The organism is Sphingomonas sp. PL20 (assembly GCF_017875905.1).
GTDB lineage: Bacteria > Pseudomonadota > Alphaproteobacteria > Sphingomonadales > Sphingomonadaceae > Sphingomonas > Sphingomonas echinoides.
In genome coordinates this window covers 1,996,506-2,014,430 of sequence record NZ_JAGINH010000002.1, presented here as the reverse complement: position 1 = coordinate 2,014,430, position 17,925 = coordinate 1,996,506, and the positions used below count along the sequence as shown (strand labels likewise).

Genomic DNA, 17,925 nt, shown 5'->3' with positions numbered 1-17,925 from the left:
GGGCGAAGTCCATGCACTGCCCCGCCCGACGTTGGTGACGACGTCAGCTGGCCCGGCGGTGTTCCTCTGTGGGTTGGAAGGCCGGATCGGCCGTCACCACCTGCAACAGGCGCCGCTCGGCCAACAGCCGCCGGGTAACGGCGATGCTGGTCGGCCGGCCGTAAAAATACCCCTGTCCCTTGGCGCAGCCGAGCGCGCGCAACCGTTCCTCAATGCTCGCATCCTCAATGCCCTCGGCAGTGATCGGCAAGTTGAGGCTCTCGCCCAGCCGCGTGATCGCGGTGACGATCGCTGCGCTCTCGCTATTTTCGTTGATCGACATAATGAAGCTCTTGTCGATCTTGATCTGGTCAAAGGGCAGCGCGCGCAAATGCGCGAGCGACGAATAACCGGTGCCGAAATCATCGAGCGCGAGGCGTACGCCCTGATTCTTGAGACTCCCGACGATCGATTGCGCGAGCGCGAGATTGTGGAACAGGGAGGTCTCGGTAATCTCGATTTCGAGCCGACTTGCGGGGAAACCGGTCTCGGTCAGCACCTTGATGATCTTCTGGGCGAGCCAGGCATCCTTCAACTGCCACGGCGAGATGTTCACCGATAGCGACAGGCTGGCATCCCAGTCCTTGGCGGCGAGAAAGGCCTGACGCATCACCGACAACGACAGATCGGCGATCATGCCGGTTTCCTCGGCGATCGGGATAAAGGCGTCGGGGCCGATCAACCCGCGCGTCGGATGGTCCCACCGCGCCAGCACTTCGAAGCCGCTCAGCCGCCCCGTGGCGAGGTGAATCTGCTGCTCGAAATAGGGTACGATTTCGGCACGCGGAATGGCGCTGCGCAGGCCCACTTCCAGATCGTTGCGGACCTGGAGTTCGCGCTCCATCGACTGGTCGAACCAGGCGAAGCGGTTGCGGCCGGAATTTTTGGCCGAATACATCGCGATATCGGCAGCGCGCATCAGCGCATCGATGCTGGTGCAATCGAAGTCCGAACGCGCAATACCGACCGATACCGAGATGTGCAGCTGCAACCCGCCCGCCTGAAATGGCTGCGCCAGACGGCTGACGAGCTTCTCGGCGATACGCTCGACAGTGGATGGGTCGGTGGGGTCGAACAGGAAGGCGCAAGCGAATTCGTCGCCGCCGAAGCGTGCGGTCAGCGCGACGCTTGGCATCGCTTCGGCAATTTGCACGGCGACTTGCTGCAGCAGGGCATCGCCAGTCGCGTGGCCGTGCATGTCGTTGACGGTCTTGAAATGGTCGAGGTCGAGCATGAGCAACGCCATCGCCTTGTGGCGCGCCTGCGCCCGGACGAACATGGCCGCCCCTTCCTCGGCCAAGCTGCGGCGGTTGAGGAAGCCGGTCAGCGGATCCTTGGAGGCGAGCAATTGTGCACGTTCCTCGGCGGCGGTCCGTATCTGCACTTCATGCGCCAACTCGCGATGGCGGCGCCAGCCGAACAGAATCAGCGCGACGTTGAGCAGCAAGGCGATGACGAGCGTTTGGTCGGGGCCGGGGCCATCGTTGAAATAGCGTTGGATCGTCGATGATAGCGCTGCGCTGCCGGTGCCGACGAACAACAGGATCGCCGCCACGGTGATTGCGCCGTTCAGGATATCGCTGCGTTCGGCGGGCGCGCGCGTGCCTTGCTCGATCGTTTCGCCAATCCTCGACTCGGCCATCATGCTGTCTTTCGCCCCAACGCTTTCCCGGTTGGTGTCCATCCCACGCCAGCCGTGTAGATCGTGTTAAGCCGGATGGTTGCGCAATTGCTTGTGTTGCGGTAGAGGCACGCTCGATCGCTCCTGTTCAGGTGCGTGAAGGCTGCCCCACGGGGCTACGCCGGCCGACGAGGTTTCGTCCGCCGGCGTTCTTTGCGTTACTGGGCAAAAGCGACTTTTGAGAAGGGTTTTTTCGGATGTTCGAGAGCCTGAGCGACCGTCTTGGCGGTGTGTTCGATCGGTTGCGGGGGCGCGGTGCGCTCACCGATGCCGACGTGCGCGCGGCGATGCGCGAAGTGCGCGTGGCGTTGCTCGAAGCCGACGTCGCGCTGCCGGTGGCGCGCGATTTCGTCGACAAGGTGACCGAACAGGCGGTCGGCCAGAACGTGCTGCGTTCGGTCACGCCGGGCCAGCAAGTCGTCAAGATCGTCAACGACGCGCTGGTCGAAATGCTCGGGTCCGAAGCGTCGGATCTCGAACTCGATGTGACGCCGCCTGCGATCGTGATGATGGTCGGTCTGCAAGGCTCGGGCAAGACCACGACGACCGCGAAGATCGCGCTGCGCCTCGCCAAGAAGCAGGGCAAGAAGGTGTTGATGGCGTCGCTCGACGTCAACCGCCCGAATGCGCAGGAGCAGTTGGCGGTGCTCGGCACGCAGGCCGAGGTTGCGACCCTGCCGATCGTCGCCGGGCAGCAGCCGGTCGATATCGCACGGCGCGCACTGCAGGCGGCGAAGCTGCAGGGCTATGATGTCCTGATGCTCGATACCGCCGGTCGCCTGCACGTCGATCAGGCGCTGATGGACGAAATGCGCGCGGTCGCCGAGGTGACCAAGCCGACCGAGATCCTGCTGGTGGTCGATGCGTTGACCGGTCAGGACGCGGTCAACGTCGCCAAGAATTTCTCCGATCAGGTCGCGCTGACCGGTGTCGTGCTGACTCGTATGGACGGCGATGCGCGCGGCGGTGCGGCACTGTCGATGCGCGCCGTCACCGGCAAGCCGATCAAGTTCGCGGGCATGGGCGAAAAGCTCGATGCGCTGGAGGCGTTTGATCCGAAGCGCGTCGCTGGGCGCATCCTCGGCATGGGCGACGTGGTCGGCCTGGTCGAGCGCGCGGCCGAGGCGATCCAGGTCGAAGATGCCGAGAAGATGGCGGCCAAGCTCGCCAAGGGCCTGTTCGACATGGACGATCTGCGCGCGCAGCTTGCGCAGATGCAGCGTATGGGCGGCATCGGCGCGCTGGCGGGCATGATCCCCGGCATGAAGAAGGCACAGGCGCAAGTCGACCAGGTCGGCGGCGAAAAGGTGCTGGTACGGATGGATGCGATCATCACCTCGATGACGCCCAAGGAACGCCGCAAGCCCGAATTGCTCAACGCCAAGCGCAAGATCCGCATCGCCAAGGGATCCGGCACCACGGTGCAGGACGTCAACAAGCTCATCAAGATGCATCAGGAAATGGCGAATGCCATGAAGAAGATCAAAAAGATGGGCGGCCTGGCCGGCATGGCCAAGATGTTCGGCGGTGGCGGCGGTCTTGGGGGACTTGGCGGCGCGCTGGGCGGCGGGATCGATCCGGCCAAGATGCTCAGTGGCGGCGGCGGTGGCCTTCCCGGCCTCGGCGGCGGCCAGACCAAGCTTCCACCGGGCTTCGAGAATTTGCTCAAGAAGAAATAAGTTTAACCCAATCAACGTATTAAAAGAAGAAGGTACAGAAAATGGCAGTCAGCATTCGTCTCTCGCGCGGTGGTTCCAAGAAGCGCCCTTACTATCGCATCGTCGTTGCCGATGCGCGCAACCCGCGCGACGGCAAGTTCATCGAGAAGATCGGCACCTACAACCCGTTGCTCGCCAAGGATGACGAGAAGCGCATCGTGCTCGACACCGAGCGTGCAAACTATTGGCTGGGCGTCGGCGCGCAGCCGACCGACCGCGTTGCGCGTTTCCTCGACGTGACCGGCGTGCGCGAGCGTGCAGCCCGCAACAACCCGAACAAGGGCAAGCCCGGCGAAAAGGCGACGGAGCGTCTGGAAGAGCGCCAGAAGAAGCTGGACGATGCTGAGGCCGCGAAGGTCGCTGCTGCCGCCGCTGAGGAAGAAGCTAAGGCCGCTGCCGCAGTTGCTGAAGCCGAAGCTGTCATGGCCGCTGAGGTAGAAGCCGCAACCGAAACCCCGACCCCGGAAGCCGAAGCCGTCGCCGAGGCGACCGCTGAAGAAACCCCGGCGAACGGCTGATGCGACCCGATTCCCCCGTCACGCTCGCCGTCATCATCGGCGCGCACGGTGTGACGGGGGAAGTCCGTCTCAAGGTCTTCACCGAGGATCTGAGCAGCTACAAGGTGTTCAATGGCGGCGCACTGACGCTCAAGTCGGTGCGCCACGGCAGCAATGGCGCGATTGCGCGCATTGCCGAAGTGACCGATCGCAACGCCGCCGAGGCATTGCGCGGCACCGAACTGACCGTACCGCGCTCGGCGTTGCCGCCGCTGGAGCCGGGCGAATATTATCATGCCGATCTGTTGGGCCTGCCTGTCGTCTCGCTGGAAGGCGAGGCGCTGGGGCAGGTCGTCGCGATCGATGATTTCGGCGCGGGCGACGTCATCGAAGTCGAACGGCCCGACAAGAAGCGCTTCATGGTCCCGATGAACGCCGATGCGGTGCCCGATTGGAATGCGGAACGACTGGTGGTTGACGCGGCGTTTGTGGTTTAGTATATACGTAACGTGTATACGGAGGCTGCGATGCCGGACGACGAATATCAGGGCACCACATTCAAGTCGGGCAATTCGGTCGCGTTGCGGCTGCCCAAGGGCATGGGCATTCCGGAAGGCACCGAAGTGCGCATGGTCAAGGAGGCGCCGATGTCGTTTCGCGTAGAACCCGTCGACGCGCCCGGACGCACGATCGACATTAGCGGTTTTGCCGGGAAAATGCCTGGCTTCACGCCTGCTCCCCGGGAAGATTTCGAGGAACGGCCGAGTGCCGTGGCGCGACGCAAGGCACTGTCGGGCGAGTGACGCGGTATTTCATCGATTCGGACCTCGCCATCTACGCGATGGGCGGCGAGGCCGATTCCTTGCTTAACCAGCGTCTTGCTGCCTGCTATCCGGGCGACGTCGCGATCTCGGCGATCAGTTTCGCTGAGGTCGCGCTCGGCACTTGGAACGGCAAACCGCCGCGGCAGGATGTGCTGGATGCGTTTGTCCGCGTGATCCCGATCATCCCGTTCGACGACGGCGCCGCGCGTGAATATGCGCGGCTGCCTTTCAAACGCGCCCGCTTTGACCGTTTGCTCGCCGCGCATGCGCTGAGCCTCGGCGCGACGATTGTCACCAATAACGAAGCCGATTTCGCCGATGTGCCGGGCCTGCGCGTGGAAAACTGGTCGGTCAGCGCCTGATCGGGCTTCGTTCGTCGATCAAGTTGCGAATGGTGGTGGCCGCGACTCCGGCTTCGCCCATCGCATGGCTGATTTGGTCCAGCCCCTTCACGACATCGCCCGCGGCGAACAGGCCCGGGATCGTAGTGCGCTGATGATCGTCGACTTCGAGGCAGCCATCGGCGGTCGCCCGCGCGCCGGCTGCAACCGCGAGGCTGGAGCGGATCGTTGATCCCAGCGCTGGATAGACGCTGTCGAAGCGCAGCGCGCCACTGGGCGTGGTCACCTCGATCGCGTCCCCGGCAATGCGGATCGGCGTGCAGGGGCCGTCGACATGAACGATGCCCGCGTCTTCCAGTTTGGCGCGGCAGGACGCGTCGAGCTCATGCGCGGCACCGGGTGCGATCAAAGTAACATCGCGGGTGAAGCCGCGCAGGAACAGCGCTTCCTTCATTCCGTGGTCGCCGGTGCCGATTACGCCGACCCGTTTGTCGGTGACTTCATAGCCGTCGCAGATCGGGCAATAGCGCAGCAGCCCGCGCGAGAGCGCTTCGTCATGCACCTCCGCGGCCATGTCTGGCCGGTTGTTGACCACGCCGGTTGCCAGCAGGACAGAGCGGGTCGGATAGCGTCTGTCACCCACACGCACGTCGAACGTGTCGCCTGTTGGAATGATTTCGGTGACGTCCGCCTGTTCGCGCGTCGCGCCGAATTCCTGGGCTTGCTCCAGCATCAAGCGCAGCAATTCCGTGCCTTTCACCCCGCCGGGATAACCGGCATGATTATGCGTGCGCGGGATCAACGCGGCGCGGCTGCTGCCACAATCGAACAAGCGGATGCGCAAATGGAAGCGCGCGAGATAGATGGCGGCGGTGAGCCCGGCCGGGCCAGCGCCGATGATGATGCAGTCGTCCACGCGTCTTGCCTTTCGGAGGCGGGCGGGGGAAGGAGCCCAATGCCGTTCGCCGCCACCGTCTTAACGCTTTACCCCGACATGTTTCCCGGGCCGCTCGGCATTTCTCTTGCCGGGCGGGCGCTGGCCGAGGGGCGATGGAGCCTCGACGCGCGCAACATCCGCGATTTCGCGACCGACAAGCACAGCACCGTCGACGGAACCCCGGCGGGCGGCGGGGCCGGGATGGTGCTGCGCCCTGATGTGCTGGCGGCCGCGATCGACAGCGTGCCGACCGGACGTCCGCTGCTCGCCATGACGCCGCGCGGCGCCCCGCTCACCCAGGCCCGCGTGCGCAGCCTGGCGGAGGGGCCAGGCGTCACCATCCTGTGCGGCCGCTTCGAGGGGTTTGACGAGCGCATCTTCGCCGCGCGCGACATCGAGGAAGTGTCGATCGGGGATTACATTCTGTCGGGCGGCGAGATGGGGGCGCTGGTGCTGCTCGACGCTTGCATTCGGCTGCTCCCCGGCGTAATGGGCGCGGCTTATAGCGGCGTGGACGAGAGCTTCGAAACGGGGCTTCTCGAATATCCGCAATATACCCGACCATTTGAATGGGAAGGGCGCACGATCCCCGAAGTGTTGCGATCGGGGGATCATGCGAGGATTTCGGCATGGCGCAAGTCGATGGCCGAGACCGAAACACGGCTAAGGCGGCCGGACCTGTGGGAGCGCCATGAGGGTGCTCGGGTCCAGTCGCCCTCTGGCGCGCGACAGACAGACAAGGACGCATGAGATGAATCTCATCCAGACGATCGAAGCCGAGAACATTGCCAAGTTTCTCGAGACCAAGAAGATCCCCGAATTCCGCCCTGGCGATACGCTCAAGGTCGGCGTGAAGGTGGTCGAAGGCGAGCGCACCCGCGTTCAGAATTATGAAGGCGTGTGCATCGCGCGTTCCAACAAGGGCATGGGCTCGAACTTCACCGTGCGGAAGATTTCGTTCGGTGAAGGCGTGGAGCGCGTTTTCCCGCTCTATTCGCCCAACGTCGACAGCATCGAAGTCGTCCGCAAGGGCGCGGTGCGTCGTGCGAAGCTCTATTATCTGCGTGGTCGTACCGGCAAGTCGGCACGCATCGCCGAGCGCCGCGACACCCGTCCGGCCAAGGGCGCCGCTGCCGAGTAATCGGACGGCTGGCCATCAGGCTAACAGGAGGGCGCGGGGGCTTTGGCCCCCGCGCCCTTTTTGTTTGTGCCAAAGCGGCTTGCTATGAACCGATGGCAAAGCGCACCGGTACGGCGGGCGCGAACAGCATCGGCAAGGGGGCACCCGCCTGTACCACAACTTGGTCGAGCGGGACGGCATCCGGCGGCGCATCTGCGGCAAAAACCTGGATCAGGCGACGCCCCGAGGTCGGCACCAGTTCTTTCGGGATTGCGAGTGGATTGCCGCCCATTTCGACCAGCCATTGGGGACGTCCGTAGCGATACGCTCTGGCCGGGTGGACCACTTGCAGGTCAACCGCACCCGCATAGGTGCCGAGAATGAGCGGATTGCTGCCCTCGAGGAAAACGCTCGGTCGGTTCCCGATACGCGCCGAGGCAGTGGCGTAAGCCGGGCGTTCGTGCGGCGAGAGATCGGTTAAGGTCGTCTGGTCAATGGTAAGGGGATCAATGCCGGTCAGCCGTTTCAGGCGGGTCGCCATCCAGTCGATCTTGCCTGTATGGGACTGAAGCGGAGCTTCGGCGACGTGACTATAACCGACATAAACCAGCGTTTTCTCCGTCGGTTGAGCCGCAAGCACTGCTGCTAGATTCTCGGCTTGCGCTTTCTCGCGCGGGGCAATGCCACCCTCTTTCGGGCGCTGTTTGCTGGTTTCTTCATAGCCAACGGGGCGATACCCTAACGCCATTGCTTCGCGCACAAAGCCCGCAAAAACAGGGTCTCGCGTGTAATAGCCGGTGCTGATCCGGACAAAACCGTCCTGCCTGAGCTTGTCGATCATCGAGGCGTGGCCGGGTTCCGCCGGATCGTTATCAAACGTTTCTGCGGCCAGGATCGAGTAACCGAGTGGTTTTAACGCACGCGCCACTTGCAAAGCAAAGGCACGATCTCGGGGACTATTATGGGCTTCATTCAAGATAACGATGCTGGTGTCGCGCGCGCGTCGGACGATCTCTTCAATCGCATCGTGTGGAGTGGCCGCTGCTACGCGCGTCGCCCAACTGGGGTCGGGAGGTGAGCCAGGTTCTGCGCGGGCCAGTACGGCTGGGTCGAGTTCGTTCGTTATGGTTGGGCTGATCTGTTCCCACATCTGGAAGGCGAAGTCGTCACGGACTTTGCCGTCAGGGCCAAAGGCTGCGGCGGCCAAGGCGTCACTAGCTTCGAGATAACGCCCTTTGGACAAAGCCGTATCTGCGGCATCGATTGCGGGCGATTGGGGTGGACTCTGCGCGCCGAGGAGCAGCGGGGACAAGGCTATAAAAACGAACCGATTTCCTGCCATTGTCCGCTCCCAATCAGAGCGAGGGAGACTGACGACATTCGGAGGACAGTCAAGATAGGGTGCCGACGATCGCGGCGATCAGCTCAACCAAAGCCGTACATCTTCACCGTATCCGGCAAGGCCAGCGGTGCCGCATCGGGATGATCGAGATGCGCGACGATCATTTCCAGGATCGCGGCCAGCAACGCGCCATCGGGATGATGGTTGGCCCCCTGGATCACGAGGCTGAACCCCGTGCGCTTCGCCGCGTAAGCCGCCTTGTGCAGTTCCTGTCCCATCGCCGCAGGCACGGTGTCATCGGCGAGGCCGTGGATCAGGAAATAGGGCTCATCCAGTGTCGGCACGGTGGCGAGATTGTCATATCGGTCGCTGACAAACGCGCGGGCGATCTTTGGCACCATCGCACGCAGGCTGGTGAAGGTGCCGATCGTCACCAGCGCATCGAGCTTTTGGCGCGATGCGAGGCCGAAGGCGACGCCGCCGCCAAGGCTGTGACCAACCACGATCACCCGCCCGCCGCCGGCACGTCGCCGAGCCTCGGCATAGAAAGCATCTGCATCGTGCGCGAGCCCGGCTTCGTCGGCGCGGCCGGGATTGCCCGAATAGCCGCGATATTCCGCCGCCACCACGCCATAGCCCTTGGCGATGGCGGGGGCGAACCAGTCGAGCGTGCTCATCGCGCTGGAGCCATTGCCGTGGAACACCAGCAGCGTCGGCTTGCCCGGCGCGGCGGCGATTGCGGCACCCGTGATCGACAGGCCGTCACTGGTGTGGACGGCGACGCGCTCGGCCCCAGCGGGGAGGGCAGCGGTCGCGATCGGCGTGGTCGGCGCTGGATAGATGCGGTCGTGGATCGATTGGCTCAGCACCGGGGTCGCCCCCGCGAGAAGCAGGATCGTCAAAACGATCGCCGCGAAGCCTCTCTGTGCCGGCCCGATCCGTCGCATTCGCTATCCCCGCGCATCCATTCTCGACCTAAGTGTCATGTTTGCACGATACACCATGATTCGCTATGGTCGGCCGCCGACTATTCCGGGGGGAAATATGTCCGACGTCACCATGACCACCGCCGCCGAACCCGATGGTGCGCCGCGCATCGCGGTGCTCGATATTCTGCGCGGGGTGGCGATCCTTGGCATCCTGTTCATGAACATCAACGACATGGGGCAGTCGATTTACGCGTCGTTCGACGATATCCGGCATCTCGGCTGGTCGCAGACCGACCGGATCGCCTGGTGGCTGCGCGAAGTGTTTGCCAATGGCACCGCCCGCTGCATGCTGGAAATGCTGTTCGGCGCGGGGATGGTGATCCTGACCGATCGTGCGGCTGACAAGGCCAATGGCTGGGTGGTGATGCGGCGCTATTATGTCCGCAATCTCATCCTGTTCGCCTTTGGGTTGGTGCATGTCTTCATCCTGCTGTGGCCGGGTGACATCCTCCACACCTATGGCATTGCGGCGCTGGTCGCGTTCCTGTTCCGGCGGTTGCGCCCGCAATGGCTGATCATGATCGGGCTGACGCTCGCTTTGTTCCAATTGGGGGGCGGGGGGTATTTCGGCTATTATCTGACGCTGCAGACGCGCGCGCAGGTCGCCGCGATCGAGTCCAAGGTGGCGGCTGGGGCCAAGCCAACGGCGCAAGAGCGCAAACTGCTGAAGGAGAAAGCCGAAAAGGACAAGAAGCGCGCCGAGGCCCGCGCCAAATCGCACAACGACATTGCCGCCGAGGACAAAGCGCGCGAGGGCAATTTCCGCTCCTGGACCAAGGCGCAATGGGCGTCCTTCCTCGATATAGAATCGCAGTTCCTGGAGATTCTGTTCGTATGGGAAGCGGCGAGCGTGATGCTGATCGGTGCCGCGCTTTACAAGCTCGGCATCCTGCAGGGGCGGCGCTCTCGGCGCTTCTATGCCTGGACCGCGTTGATCGCCTATGCCGTCGGCATCACGCTTCGCGTCATTGGGGCGTCCGAACAGATGCAGTTTGGCGACGGCCCCTATACCTTTTGGGCGAGTTACGAGTTTGCGCGGCAGGCGATGACGCTGGGGCATGTCGCGCTGATCAACCTGCTCGTCGGCAGCGCCTTCGGGGCGCGACTGTTGCGGCCGTTCGTCGCGGCCGGGCGGACCGCGCTGTCCATCTATATCGCGCAGACGCTGATCTGCCTGTGGGTGCTGTACCCGCCGTTCATGCTTGGCCTGTATGGCAAGATGACATGGGGGCCATTGATGGTGACGGCGTTCCTCATCAACGCGGCCTTGCTGGTCGGAGCGAATCTGTGGGTGCGGCATTTCGATATCGCACCGGTCGAATGGGCGTGGCGGTCGCTGGTGGAACGTCGCGTGCTGCCATGGCGCAAGGGGGCGCGGGTGAAACCGCACGCCGAGGGAAGCCCGGCGCTCGCTTGATTGGATCAAGCGGATCGCGCCGCGACCAGACAGCAGGGCGTGCCGGACTGCGTCCGACCTGCCCTGCCGCTTTTCGATCAGGTCTTCGAGATCGTGCCGATCAACGCGACCACGCCGCCGCTTGCACTGTTGACGGTCGAGGTGAAGCGATACCCGCCCTCGGCGAAATCGACCCGCACCTTGCGCGTATCGTACATGTTGCGAAACAGCGCTTCCAGATTGGGTTTCTGCCCGGTCATCAAACGCATGTTGGTGCCGTTATCGTTGACATAGGGCACGGCATAGAGATGCGCGGCGGAGAAAGTGCTGTTCAGCGATGTGAACAGCATCACGCCCTCGCTGCCGCGCAGGCCGAAGTTGCGATCGGCGAAATAGATCCCACCGAACACGACATTGTCGGGATCATTCGGTTCGAAGAAGAAGCGTTGGCGGATCTGTATGATCGGTGAAGCGAGATCACCGTCGGCGAAATCCTGCATGAAATTCTCCATGTGCCCGTGCGCGACATAGAGGTTGCTGCCCGTACCGCCGTCGACCCCGGCGCGCCAATTGGTGACGACGAGATTTTCCTCGGTGTCGTTGAACACCAGCGCCAGCACCTTTTTCGGGTTTTCGAGGAACAGATAGAGCAGGAAGGCGACCAGCACGATCACGATCACGGCGATCGCCGTTTTCATGCCCATCGAAGTAATGCCGGAGCGCAGCGCGTTGAGGAAGGTCGCCCCGCCGCGCCATGCGGTCCAGGTCAATTTGGCCATCGACACGCCGATGCTGAACAGGCTGCTCACGCTGATCTCGATGGCGAGTTGGCCCGGTGTCTTGGCGTTTTGCATCATTTCGAGCCGCTTGGACAGCCCGTACACATAGTCGGTCACTTCCTGCCCGCGATAGCCGCGCACGATCTCGAAATTGTGCTGGGTCAGGCTGATATTTGGTTCGATCTCCGTGGCCTCTTCGGCCAAGGCGGCGGTGATCAGCGCGTCGTCTTCGTGCGACGCGAGTTCAATGCCCTCGGCGCGGTTATACTCATCGATGCCCGCGAGCGTCGCCTCCAACAGCTTGGCGATCATCTTGCGGCGGCGTTGCTCGACCGTCAGCGCTTCGTTGCCGGCGATTCCGGCCAGGTCGATGCCCAGTCGCGCCTTGTAACCGTCCATGATTTCAAGCGCGGCTTCGCGCGGGGATAAGCGGCTTGTTTCCAACGGCATTGCTCTTCTCCTGAAAGGGGAAAGTTGAGATGTCTATTGTTGTGGTGCAGCGCGCGTTGCCCGGTCAGCTTAGCGACCAATGGGGAAAGCGCAGGCCGAAGTTGATCCGTAACGACGGCAAGCCGGGTGTCGGCGCGATCGACGCATTCGCAGCCGAGCAAATTTTGCTGCAATTCGGATGCGATTCCCCACGGCGCGCTTGCCCTCTTTACGCAGTCCCCGCGCGCCGCGATAAGCGCCGACGCCGCCCGCGTTCGTCGGGCGAGGAAAAACGCGGGATTGGAGATGAAGGATGCGGGCGAGTTGGGCTTTTGCGGGCGTGATGCTCGCTTGTGCGGCGGTGCCCGTGATGGCGGCTGACGCACCCGCCAAGCTGACGCTGTCGCGCGTGTTCGGCAGCCCCGATCTGTCGGGCGTGCAACCGCGCGGGGTACGCCTGTCGCCGGACGGGACGCTGCTCACCTCGCTGCGCCCGCGCGCCGACGAGAAAGAGCGCTTTGACCTGTGGGCGCTCGACACGCGCACCGGGCAGGAGCGGATGCTGGTCGATTCCAAAAAGGTCGGTTCCGGCGCGGAATTGTCCGAGGCCGAAAAGATGCAGCGCGAACGCGCCCGCATCGCCGGATCGAAGGGGATCGTGGCCTATGACTGGGCCCCCGATGGCAAGACCATCCTCGTGCCGCTGGACGGGGACCTGTATCTGGCGACGCTCGACGGCGCGATCCGTCGGCTGACCAATTCGCCTGGCGGCGCGCTCAACCCGATTATCAGCCCCAAGGGCGGGTTCGTCAGCTTCGTGCGGGGGCAGAACCTGTTCGTGCAGCCGCTTGGCGGCGGCGACGCGCGCCAGATCAGCCAGGACGGTGCGGGCACGGTACATTGGGGCGAGGCCGAGTTCGTCGCGCAGGAAGAAATGGACCGGCGCACCGGCTATTGGTGGTCCCCGCAGGACACCCACATCGCGGTCGAGCGTTTCGACGAAGCTCAGGTCGGCATCGTCACCCGCGCCGCGATCGGCGCGAGCGGCACCAAGGTCTATGACCAGCGCTATCCGGCGGCGGGCACGCCCAATGTCGCGGTCGAACTGTATGTGATGAAGGCCGATGGCTCGGGCAAGGTGAAGGTCGATCTCGGCCAAAACCCCGACATCTATCTCGCCCGGGTTGACTGGACACCCGATGGCAAGACGTTGCTGGTGCAGCGCGAAAGCCGCGACCAGAAAACGCTCGACATGCTCACGGTCGATCCCGAAACGGGCAAGAGCAGCATCCTGTTCACCGAGAAATCCGGCACGCGGAGCTGGCTCAACCTCACCGAGGCCTATCGCCCGATGAAGGATGGCAGCTTGATCTGGCGTTCGGAGCGGACCGGCTATGGCCATCTTTATCGCTTTGCCAAGGGCAAGTGGACCGCACTGACCAAGGGCGACTGGGTCGTCCAGCAATTGATCGGTGTCGATGAAGCCAAGGGGCGGCTGTTCTTCACTGGCAATAAGGATGGCGTGCTGGAGCAGCATGTCTATTCGGTCGATATCGCGCATCCGGGCGTCGTCACGCGGCTGACCGAGACCGGCTGGTGGAACGGTGCCAGCATGGATCACGCGGCGACGCGGATGATTGTGGGCCGCTCAAACCCGACCCAGCCGACGCAAGTCTATCTGGCCGACGCGAGCGGCAAGCGGCTGTCGTGGATCAACGAAAATGCGGTGAAGCCGGGGCACCCTTATTATCCCTATCTCGCGAGCCACCAGCAAACCACCTTCGGCACGATCAAGGCCGAGGACGGCACCGATCTCTATTATGAGATGATCACGCCGCCGCTGGAGCCGGGGAAGAAGTATCCGGTGTTCTTCCAGCATTATGGTGGTCCGGGCACCGGTCAGCAGGTGACGCGCGGCTGGGGTGGGGCGTTGCCGCAATATCTGGTGCAGCATGGCTACATCTTCTTCCAGATCGACAATCGCGGGTCGTACAATCGCGGCAAAGCGTTTGAGGACCATATCTACCGCGCGATGGGCACGGTCGAAGTTGCCGACCAACTGGCGGGCGCGAAGTTCATCAAGAGCCAGCGCTTCGTCGATCCCGACAAGGTGGCGATTTATGGCTGGTCCTATGGCGGCTATATGACGCTGAAGATGCTGGAGGCGAACCAGGGCGTCTATGCCGCAGGCGTTTCGGGCGCGCCGGTGACGCAGTGGAACCTGTACGACACGCATTATACCGAGCGCTATATGGGTTCGCCGGTGAGCGACGCCAAAGCCTATGCCGCCTCGGCCGCGCTGGAAAACGCGCCCAAGATCAAGGATCCGCTGCTGCTGATCCATGGCATGGCGGATGACAATGTCGTGTTCACCAACTCGACCGCGCTCGCCGCGCGGATGCAGTCGACCGACACGCCGTTTGAGATGATGTTCTACCCCGGCTACACCCACCGCGTTGGCGGGCCCGGCATCAGCGAGCATCTGTGGGGGACGATTTTGACGTTTCTCGACCGGAACGTGAAGGACAAGCCGGTGCGGTAACGCAATGCGCTTCCCCGGCGGATGCCGGGCTGTCCTATGCCGCTTCCGTCACCCCGGCCTCGTGCCGGGGTCCACTCGGCGGCTATATCAACGCTGGGAGGATGGGATCGCGGTGGACCCCGGGACAAGCCCGGGGTGACGGGTAGTTTAGTGCCGTCTTGCCACCGCCCTCTAGCCTCGGCCACCGCGCTCCCATAAAGCGCGAGCATCATGCGCTTCCTCACCACCTTTCATCTTTGGCCGTTCCTGGACACGGTCGTCAGCTATCTGGCGGCGTTCCTGCTCGGCACGCTGATCGGGGCCGAGCGGCAATATCGTCAGCGCACCGCGGGGCTGCGCACCAATGCGCTGGTCGCCTTGGGGTCGGCGGCGTTCGTCGATCTCGGGCAGCGGCTCGGCGGCGACGTCGAGTCGATCCGGATCATTGCCTATGTCGTGTCGGGGATCGGCTTCCTCGGCGCGGGCGTGATCATGAAGGAGGGGATGAACGTCCGCGGGCTCAACACCGCGGCGACTTTGTGGTGCTCGGCCGCGGTTGGTGCGATCGCGGGGAGCGACCTGATCGCCGAAGCGGTGCTGCTGACCGGCTTTGTCATCCTCGCCAACACGATGCTGCGCCCGCTGGTCGATGCGATCAACCGCATCCCGATCGAAGGGCGCAGCGTCGAGGCGACCTATACCGTGACGATCACCACCGATGCCGATGAAGCAGGGCCGATGGGCGATCTGCTGACCGAGCATCTGGAAGCCGCGCAACTCCCGGTGGCCGAACTCGACGTGGTCGCACGCGGCGAAGATCGCGTGGAGATTGTAGCCAAGCTAGTGCGTACCAATATTGCAGGCAGCGAGCTCGACGCGCTGACCGATCATCTCGCTACCGTTCATGGAATTTCCCATGCGACGTGGCAAGCGCGCACGCACGATTAGCAAAGCGATTGGACGTCCGCGCGTAATGTCGCTACGGGCGCGGTCCGAATTGGAGGATTACATGGGTTACAGGATCGTGGTCGCGGGCGCGACGGGCAATGTCGGGCGCGAGATGCTCAATATTCTGGCGGAGCGGGAATTCCCGCTGGCGGACATTGCGGTGGTGGCATCGTCGCGCAGCCAGGGCGACGAAGTCGATTTCGGTGAGACCGGGCGCAAGCTCAAGGTGCAGAATATCGACAATTTCGATCCCACCGGCTGGGACATGGCGCTGTTCGCCATCGGGTCTGACGCGACCAAGATCCACGCGCCGCGTTTTGCCGCCGCCGGTTGCACGGTGATCGACAATTCGTCGCTCTACCGCATGGACCCGGATGTGCCGCTGATCGTGCCCGAGGTGAACCCCGATGCGATCGCGGGCTATACCAAGCGCAACATCATCGCCAACCCGAACTGCTCGACCGCGCAGATGGTCGTGGCGCTCAAGCCACTGCACGATTTCGCCAAGATCAAGCGCGTCGTCGTCGCGACCTATCAGTCGGTGTCGGGCGCGGGCAAGGCGGGTATGGACGAGTTGTTCGAGCAATCGCGCAACATCTTCGTCGGCGATTCGGCGGAAGCCAAGAAGTTCACCAAGCAGATCGCCTTCAACGTGATCCCGCACATTGACAGCTTCCTCGACGACGGGTCGACCAAGGAAGAGTGGAAGATGGTGGTCGAGACCAAGAAGATCCTCGACACCAAGATCAAGGTTACCGCGACGTGCGTGCGCGTGCCGGTGTTCGTGGGTCATTCGGAAGCGATCAACATCGAGTTCGAGAATGAAATTTCGGCCGACCAGGCGCAGAAGATCCTGCGCGAGGCACCGGGCGTGATGCTCGTCGACAAGCGCGAGGACGGCGGATACGTGACGCCGGTCGAATGCGTCGGCGAATATGCCACCTTCATCAGCCGCGTGCGCGAGGATTCGACCGTGGAGAACGGCCTGTCCTTGTGGTGCGTGTCGGACAATCTTCGGAAAGGTGCTGCGCTGAACGCGGTGCAGATCGCGGAATTGCTAGGGCGGCGCTATTTGAAGAAGGCGGATTGAGCGCCCCCTGACCGCCTGTTAGCCTCCGGTCGAACGCGGTCATTAGCCGATGAGGCATGACCGCGTAGACTGGGAGGTTGGAATGACCGAAACCGTCACCGGCGGCTGCCAATGTGGTCGGATCCGCTACAGCGTCGCGATCGACACTGACGATGCGTATCTGTGCCACTGCCGGATGTGCCAGCGTGCGACCGGGGGCGTGTCGATCGCGCTTAAGGGTGTCAAGATCGCCAATGTCACCTGGGAGCGCGAACCCGATCGCTATCAAAGCTCGCCGATCGCGCAGCGCGGGTTTTGCGCTGCGTGCGGCACGCCGCTGACCTTCGAATATCTCGAGCCCGGTGAGACTATGGATCTGACGGTCGGCAGCTTCGATGATCCGTATCGCTTCCGTCCGATGCATCATTTCTCGCCCGAGACTTGGCATGAGGCGTGGCTCGACACTAAGGACCTGCCGACGACGCGGGTGGCGGATAATCCGTCGACGGTCGAGCGCTGGATGAAAGCTATTGGCAAACTCCCCGACTGAACCGCAGTTCTTCGACAGTTTCGACGGCACGCGTCTGGCGTGGCGCGAGATGGGCGAGGGGCAGCCCGTGGTGCTGATCCACGGCTATTTCTCCAACGCGACGATCAACTGGATCAAATACGGCCATGCCGCGCGCATCGCCGAGGCGGGTTTCCGGGTGATCATGCCCGATCTGCGCGCGCATGGTGACAGCGCCAAGCCGCACGATGCTGCCGCCTATCCGCCCGACGTGCTGATGCGCGACGGCTTTGCGTTGATCGCGCATCTTGGCCTCAGCGACTACGATCTCGCTGGCTATTCGCTCGGTGGCCGCACAGCGATGCGGATGCTCGCCAATAGCGCGACGCCACGCCGCGCGGTCATCTCCGGCATGGGGTTGCAGGGCATTGTCGATACCGCCGGGCGCGGCAGCTATTTCCACAATGTCCTGACCAACCTCGGCAGCTTTGCGCGCGGCAGTAGCGAATGGCTGACCGAGGCATTCCTCAAGACGACCGGGGGCGATCCGGTGGCGTTGCTGCACATTCTCGACACCTTCGTCGATACGCCGCGCGATGCGCTGGGCCACATCACCACGCCGACGCTGATCCTGACCGGCGAGGACGATGATGACAACGGCTCGGCGCAGGACCTCGCGGCGGCGCTGCCCGATGCGCGCTATCAGGCTGTCCCCGGCAACCATATGAGCGCGGTGCTCAAACCCGAATTGGGCATGGCGATTGCGGCATTTCTAGCGGCTTGACCG

General features: G+C 63.3%; 18 protein-coding genes. 13 read left to right on the top strand and 5 right to left on the bottom strand.

The annotated features are described in order from the left end of the window. Nucleotides 1–43 precede the first annotated feature (43 nt). A complete protein-coding gene (locus H4W01_RS09235; protein WP_209610783.1) occupies nt 44–1,684 on the bottom strand; it encodes a putative bifunctional diguanylate cyclase/phosphodiesterase in 1,641 nt (546 codons plus the stop codon). 233 nt (nt 1,685–1,917) lie between these two features. On the opposite strand from H4W01_RS09235, the gene ffh reads away from it, so the two are divergent. The 5 genes from ffh to H4W01_RS09210 are packed head-to-tail and all read left to right on the top strand — an operon-like array spanning nt 1,918 to nt 5,121. After that, nucleotides 1,918–3,399 (top strand): signal recognition particle protein, encoded by a 1,482-nt coding sequence (ffh, locus tag H4W01_RS09230; protein ID WP_010402891.1) that lies wholly within the window; start codon nt 1,918–1,920, stop codon nt 3,397–3,399. Between the two features lie 41 nt (nt 3,400–3,440). Further along, a complete protein-coding gene (rpsP, locus tag H4W01_RS09225; RefSeq protein WP_209610782.1) occupies nt 3,441–3,956 on the top strand; it encodes a 30S ribosomal protein S16 in 516 nt (171 codons plus the stop codon). Next, the gene (rimM, locus tag H4W01_RS09220; protein ID WP_010402887.1) at nt 3,956–4,432 is read left to right on the top strand and encodes a ribosome maturation factor RimM; all 477 of its coding nucleotides are present in this window, start codon (nt 3,956–3,958) and stop codon (nt 4,430–4,432) included. Before rpsP ends, rimM begins: the two co-directional genes overlap by 1 nt. Nucleotides 4,433–4,462: 30 nt before the next feature. Then, the gene (locus H4W01_RS09215; RefSeq protein WP_209610781.1) at nt 4,463–4,738 is read left to right on the top strand and encodes an AbrB/MazE/SpoVT family DNA-binding domain-containing protein; all 276 of its coding nucleotides are present in this window, start codon (nt 4,463–4,465) and stop codon (nt 4,736–4,738) included. Beyond that, nucleotides 4,735–5,121, top strand: coding sequence for a type II toxin-antitoxin system VapC family toxin (locus H4W01_RS09210; protein ID WP_209610780.1), 387 nt, complete (start codon nt 4,735–4,737; stop codon nt 5,119–5,121). Before H4W01_RS09215 ends, H4W01_RS09210 begins: the two co-directional genes overlap by 4 nt. On the opposite strand, the gene H4W01_RS09205 is transcribed toward H4W01_RS09210, so the two are convergent. After that, nucleotides 5,111–6,016 (bottom strand): NAD(P)/FAD-dependent oxidoreductase, encoded by a 906-nt coding sequence (locus H4W01_RS09205; protein WP_209610779.1) that lies wholly within the window; start codon nt 6,014–6,016, stop codon nt 5,111–5,113. The two genes, H4W01_RS09210 and H4W01_RS09205, sit on opposite strands and share 11 nt — an antisense overlap. Before the next feature lie 39 nt (nt 6,017–6,055). Between H4W01_RS09205 and trmD the strand changes: the two genes are divergently transcribed. Further along, entirely contained in the window at nt 6,056–6,787 is a 732-nt protein-coding gene (gene trmD, locus H4W01_RS09200; protein ID WP_209610778.1) for a tRNA (guanosine(37)-N1)-methyltransferase TrmD, read from the top strand. 1 nt (nt 6,788) lies between these two features. Further along, nucleotides 6,789–7,178: a 50S ribosomal protein L19 gene (rplS, locus tag H4W01_RS09195; protein WP_209610777.1), complete on the top strand. Its 390-nt coding sequence runs from the start codon at nt 6,789–6,791 to the stop codon at nt 7,176–7,178. 82 nt (nt 7,179–7,260) lie between these two features. Here rplS and H4W01_RS09190 read toward each other — a convergent pair whose 3' ends face one another. Together H4W01_RS09190 and H4W01_RS09185 are read right to left on the bottom strand one after the other, a co-directional pair. Next, complete coding sequence (locus tag H4W01_RS09190) at nt 7,261–8,499, bottom strand: hypothetical protein (protein ID WP_209610776.1); 1,239 nt, start codon at nt 8,497–8,499, stop codon at nt 7,261–7,263. Between the two features lie 83 nt (nt 8,500–8,582). After that, nucleotides 8,583–9,401 (bottom strand): alpha/beta hydrolase, encoded by an 819-nt coding sequence (locus H4W01_RS09185; RefSeq protein ID WP_334685212.1) that lies wholly within the window; start codon nt 9,399–9,401, stop codon nt 8,583–8,585. Nucleotides 9,402–9,543: 142 nt separating this feature from the next. Between H4W01_RS09185 and H4W01_RS09180 the strand changes: the two genes are divergently transcribed. Further along, nucleotides 9,544–10,905 (top strand): DUF418 domain-containing protein, encoded by a 1,362-nt coding sequence (locus H4W01_RS09180; protein WP_209610774.1) that lies wholly within the window; start codon nt 9,544–9,546, stop codon nt 10,903–10,905. 77 nt (nt 10,906–10,982) lie between these two features. Here H4W01_RS09180 and H4W01_RS09175 read toward each other — a convergent pair whose 3' ends face one another. After that, entirely contained in the window at nt 10,983–12,113 is a 1,131-nt protein-coding gene (locus H4W01_RS09175) for a hypothetical protein (RefSeq protein WP_209610773.1), read from the bottom strand. Between the two features lie 292 nt (nt 12,114–12,405). Between H4W01_RS09175 and H4W01_RS09170 the strand changes: the two genes are divergently transcribed. From H4W01_RS09170 to H4W01_RS09150, 5 genes are all read left to right on the top strand, one after another. Then, nucleotides 12,406–14,634 carry a S9 family peptidase gene (locus H4W01_RS09170; protein WP_209610772.1) on the top strand — a complete coding sequence of 743 codons (2,229 nt, stop codon included), beginning with the start codon at nt 12,406–12,408 and terminating at the stop codon, nt 14,632–14,634. Between the two features lie 210 nt (nt 14,635–14,844). Continuing rightward, nucleotides 14,845–15,561, top strand: a complete 717-nt coding sequence (locus H4W01_RS09165) for an MgtC/SapB family protein (protein WP_209610771.1) — start codon at nt 14,845–14,847, stop codon at nt 15,559–15,561. A gap of 61 nt (nt 15,562–15,622) precedes the next feature. Beyond that, nucleotides 15,623–16,651: an aspartate-semialdehyde dehydrogenase gene (locus tag H4W01_RS09160; RefSeq protein ID WP_010402873.1), complete on the top strand. Its 1,029-nt coding sequence runs from the start codon at nt 15,623–15,625 to the stop codon at nt 16,649–16,651. Between the two features lie 82 nt (nt 16,652–16,733). Then, nucleotides 16,734–17,180 carry a GFA family protein gene (locus H4W01_RS09155; RefSeq protein WP_209610770.1) on the top strand — a complete coding sequence of 149 codons (447 nt, stop codon included), beginning with the start codon at nt 16,734–16,736 and terminating at the stop codon, nt 17,178–17,180. Then, entirely contained in the window at nt 17,161–17,922 is a 762-nt protein-coding gene (locus H4W01_RS09150) for an alpha/beta fold hydrolase (protein WP_209610769.1), read from the top strand. The genes H4W01_RS09155 and H4W01_RS09150 overlap by 20 nt, the downstream gene beginning before the upstream one ends. Nucleotides 17,923–17,925 lie beyond the last annotated feature (3 nt).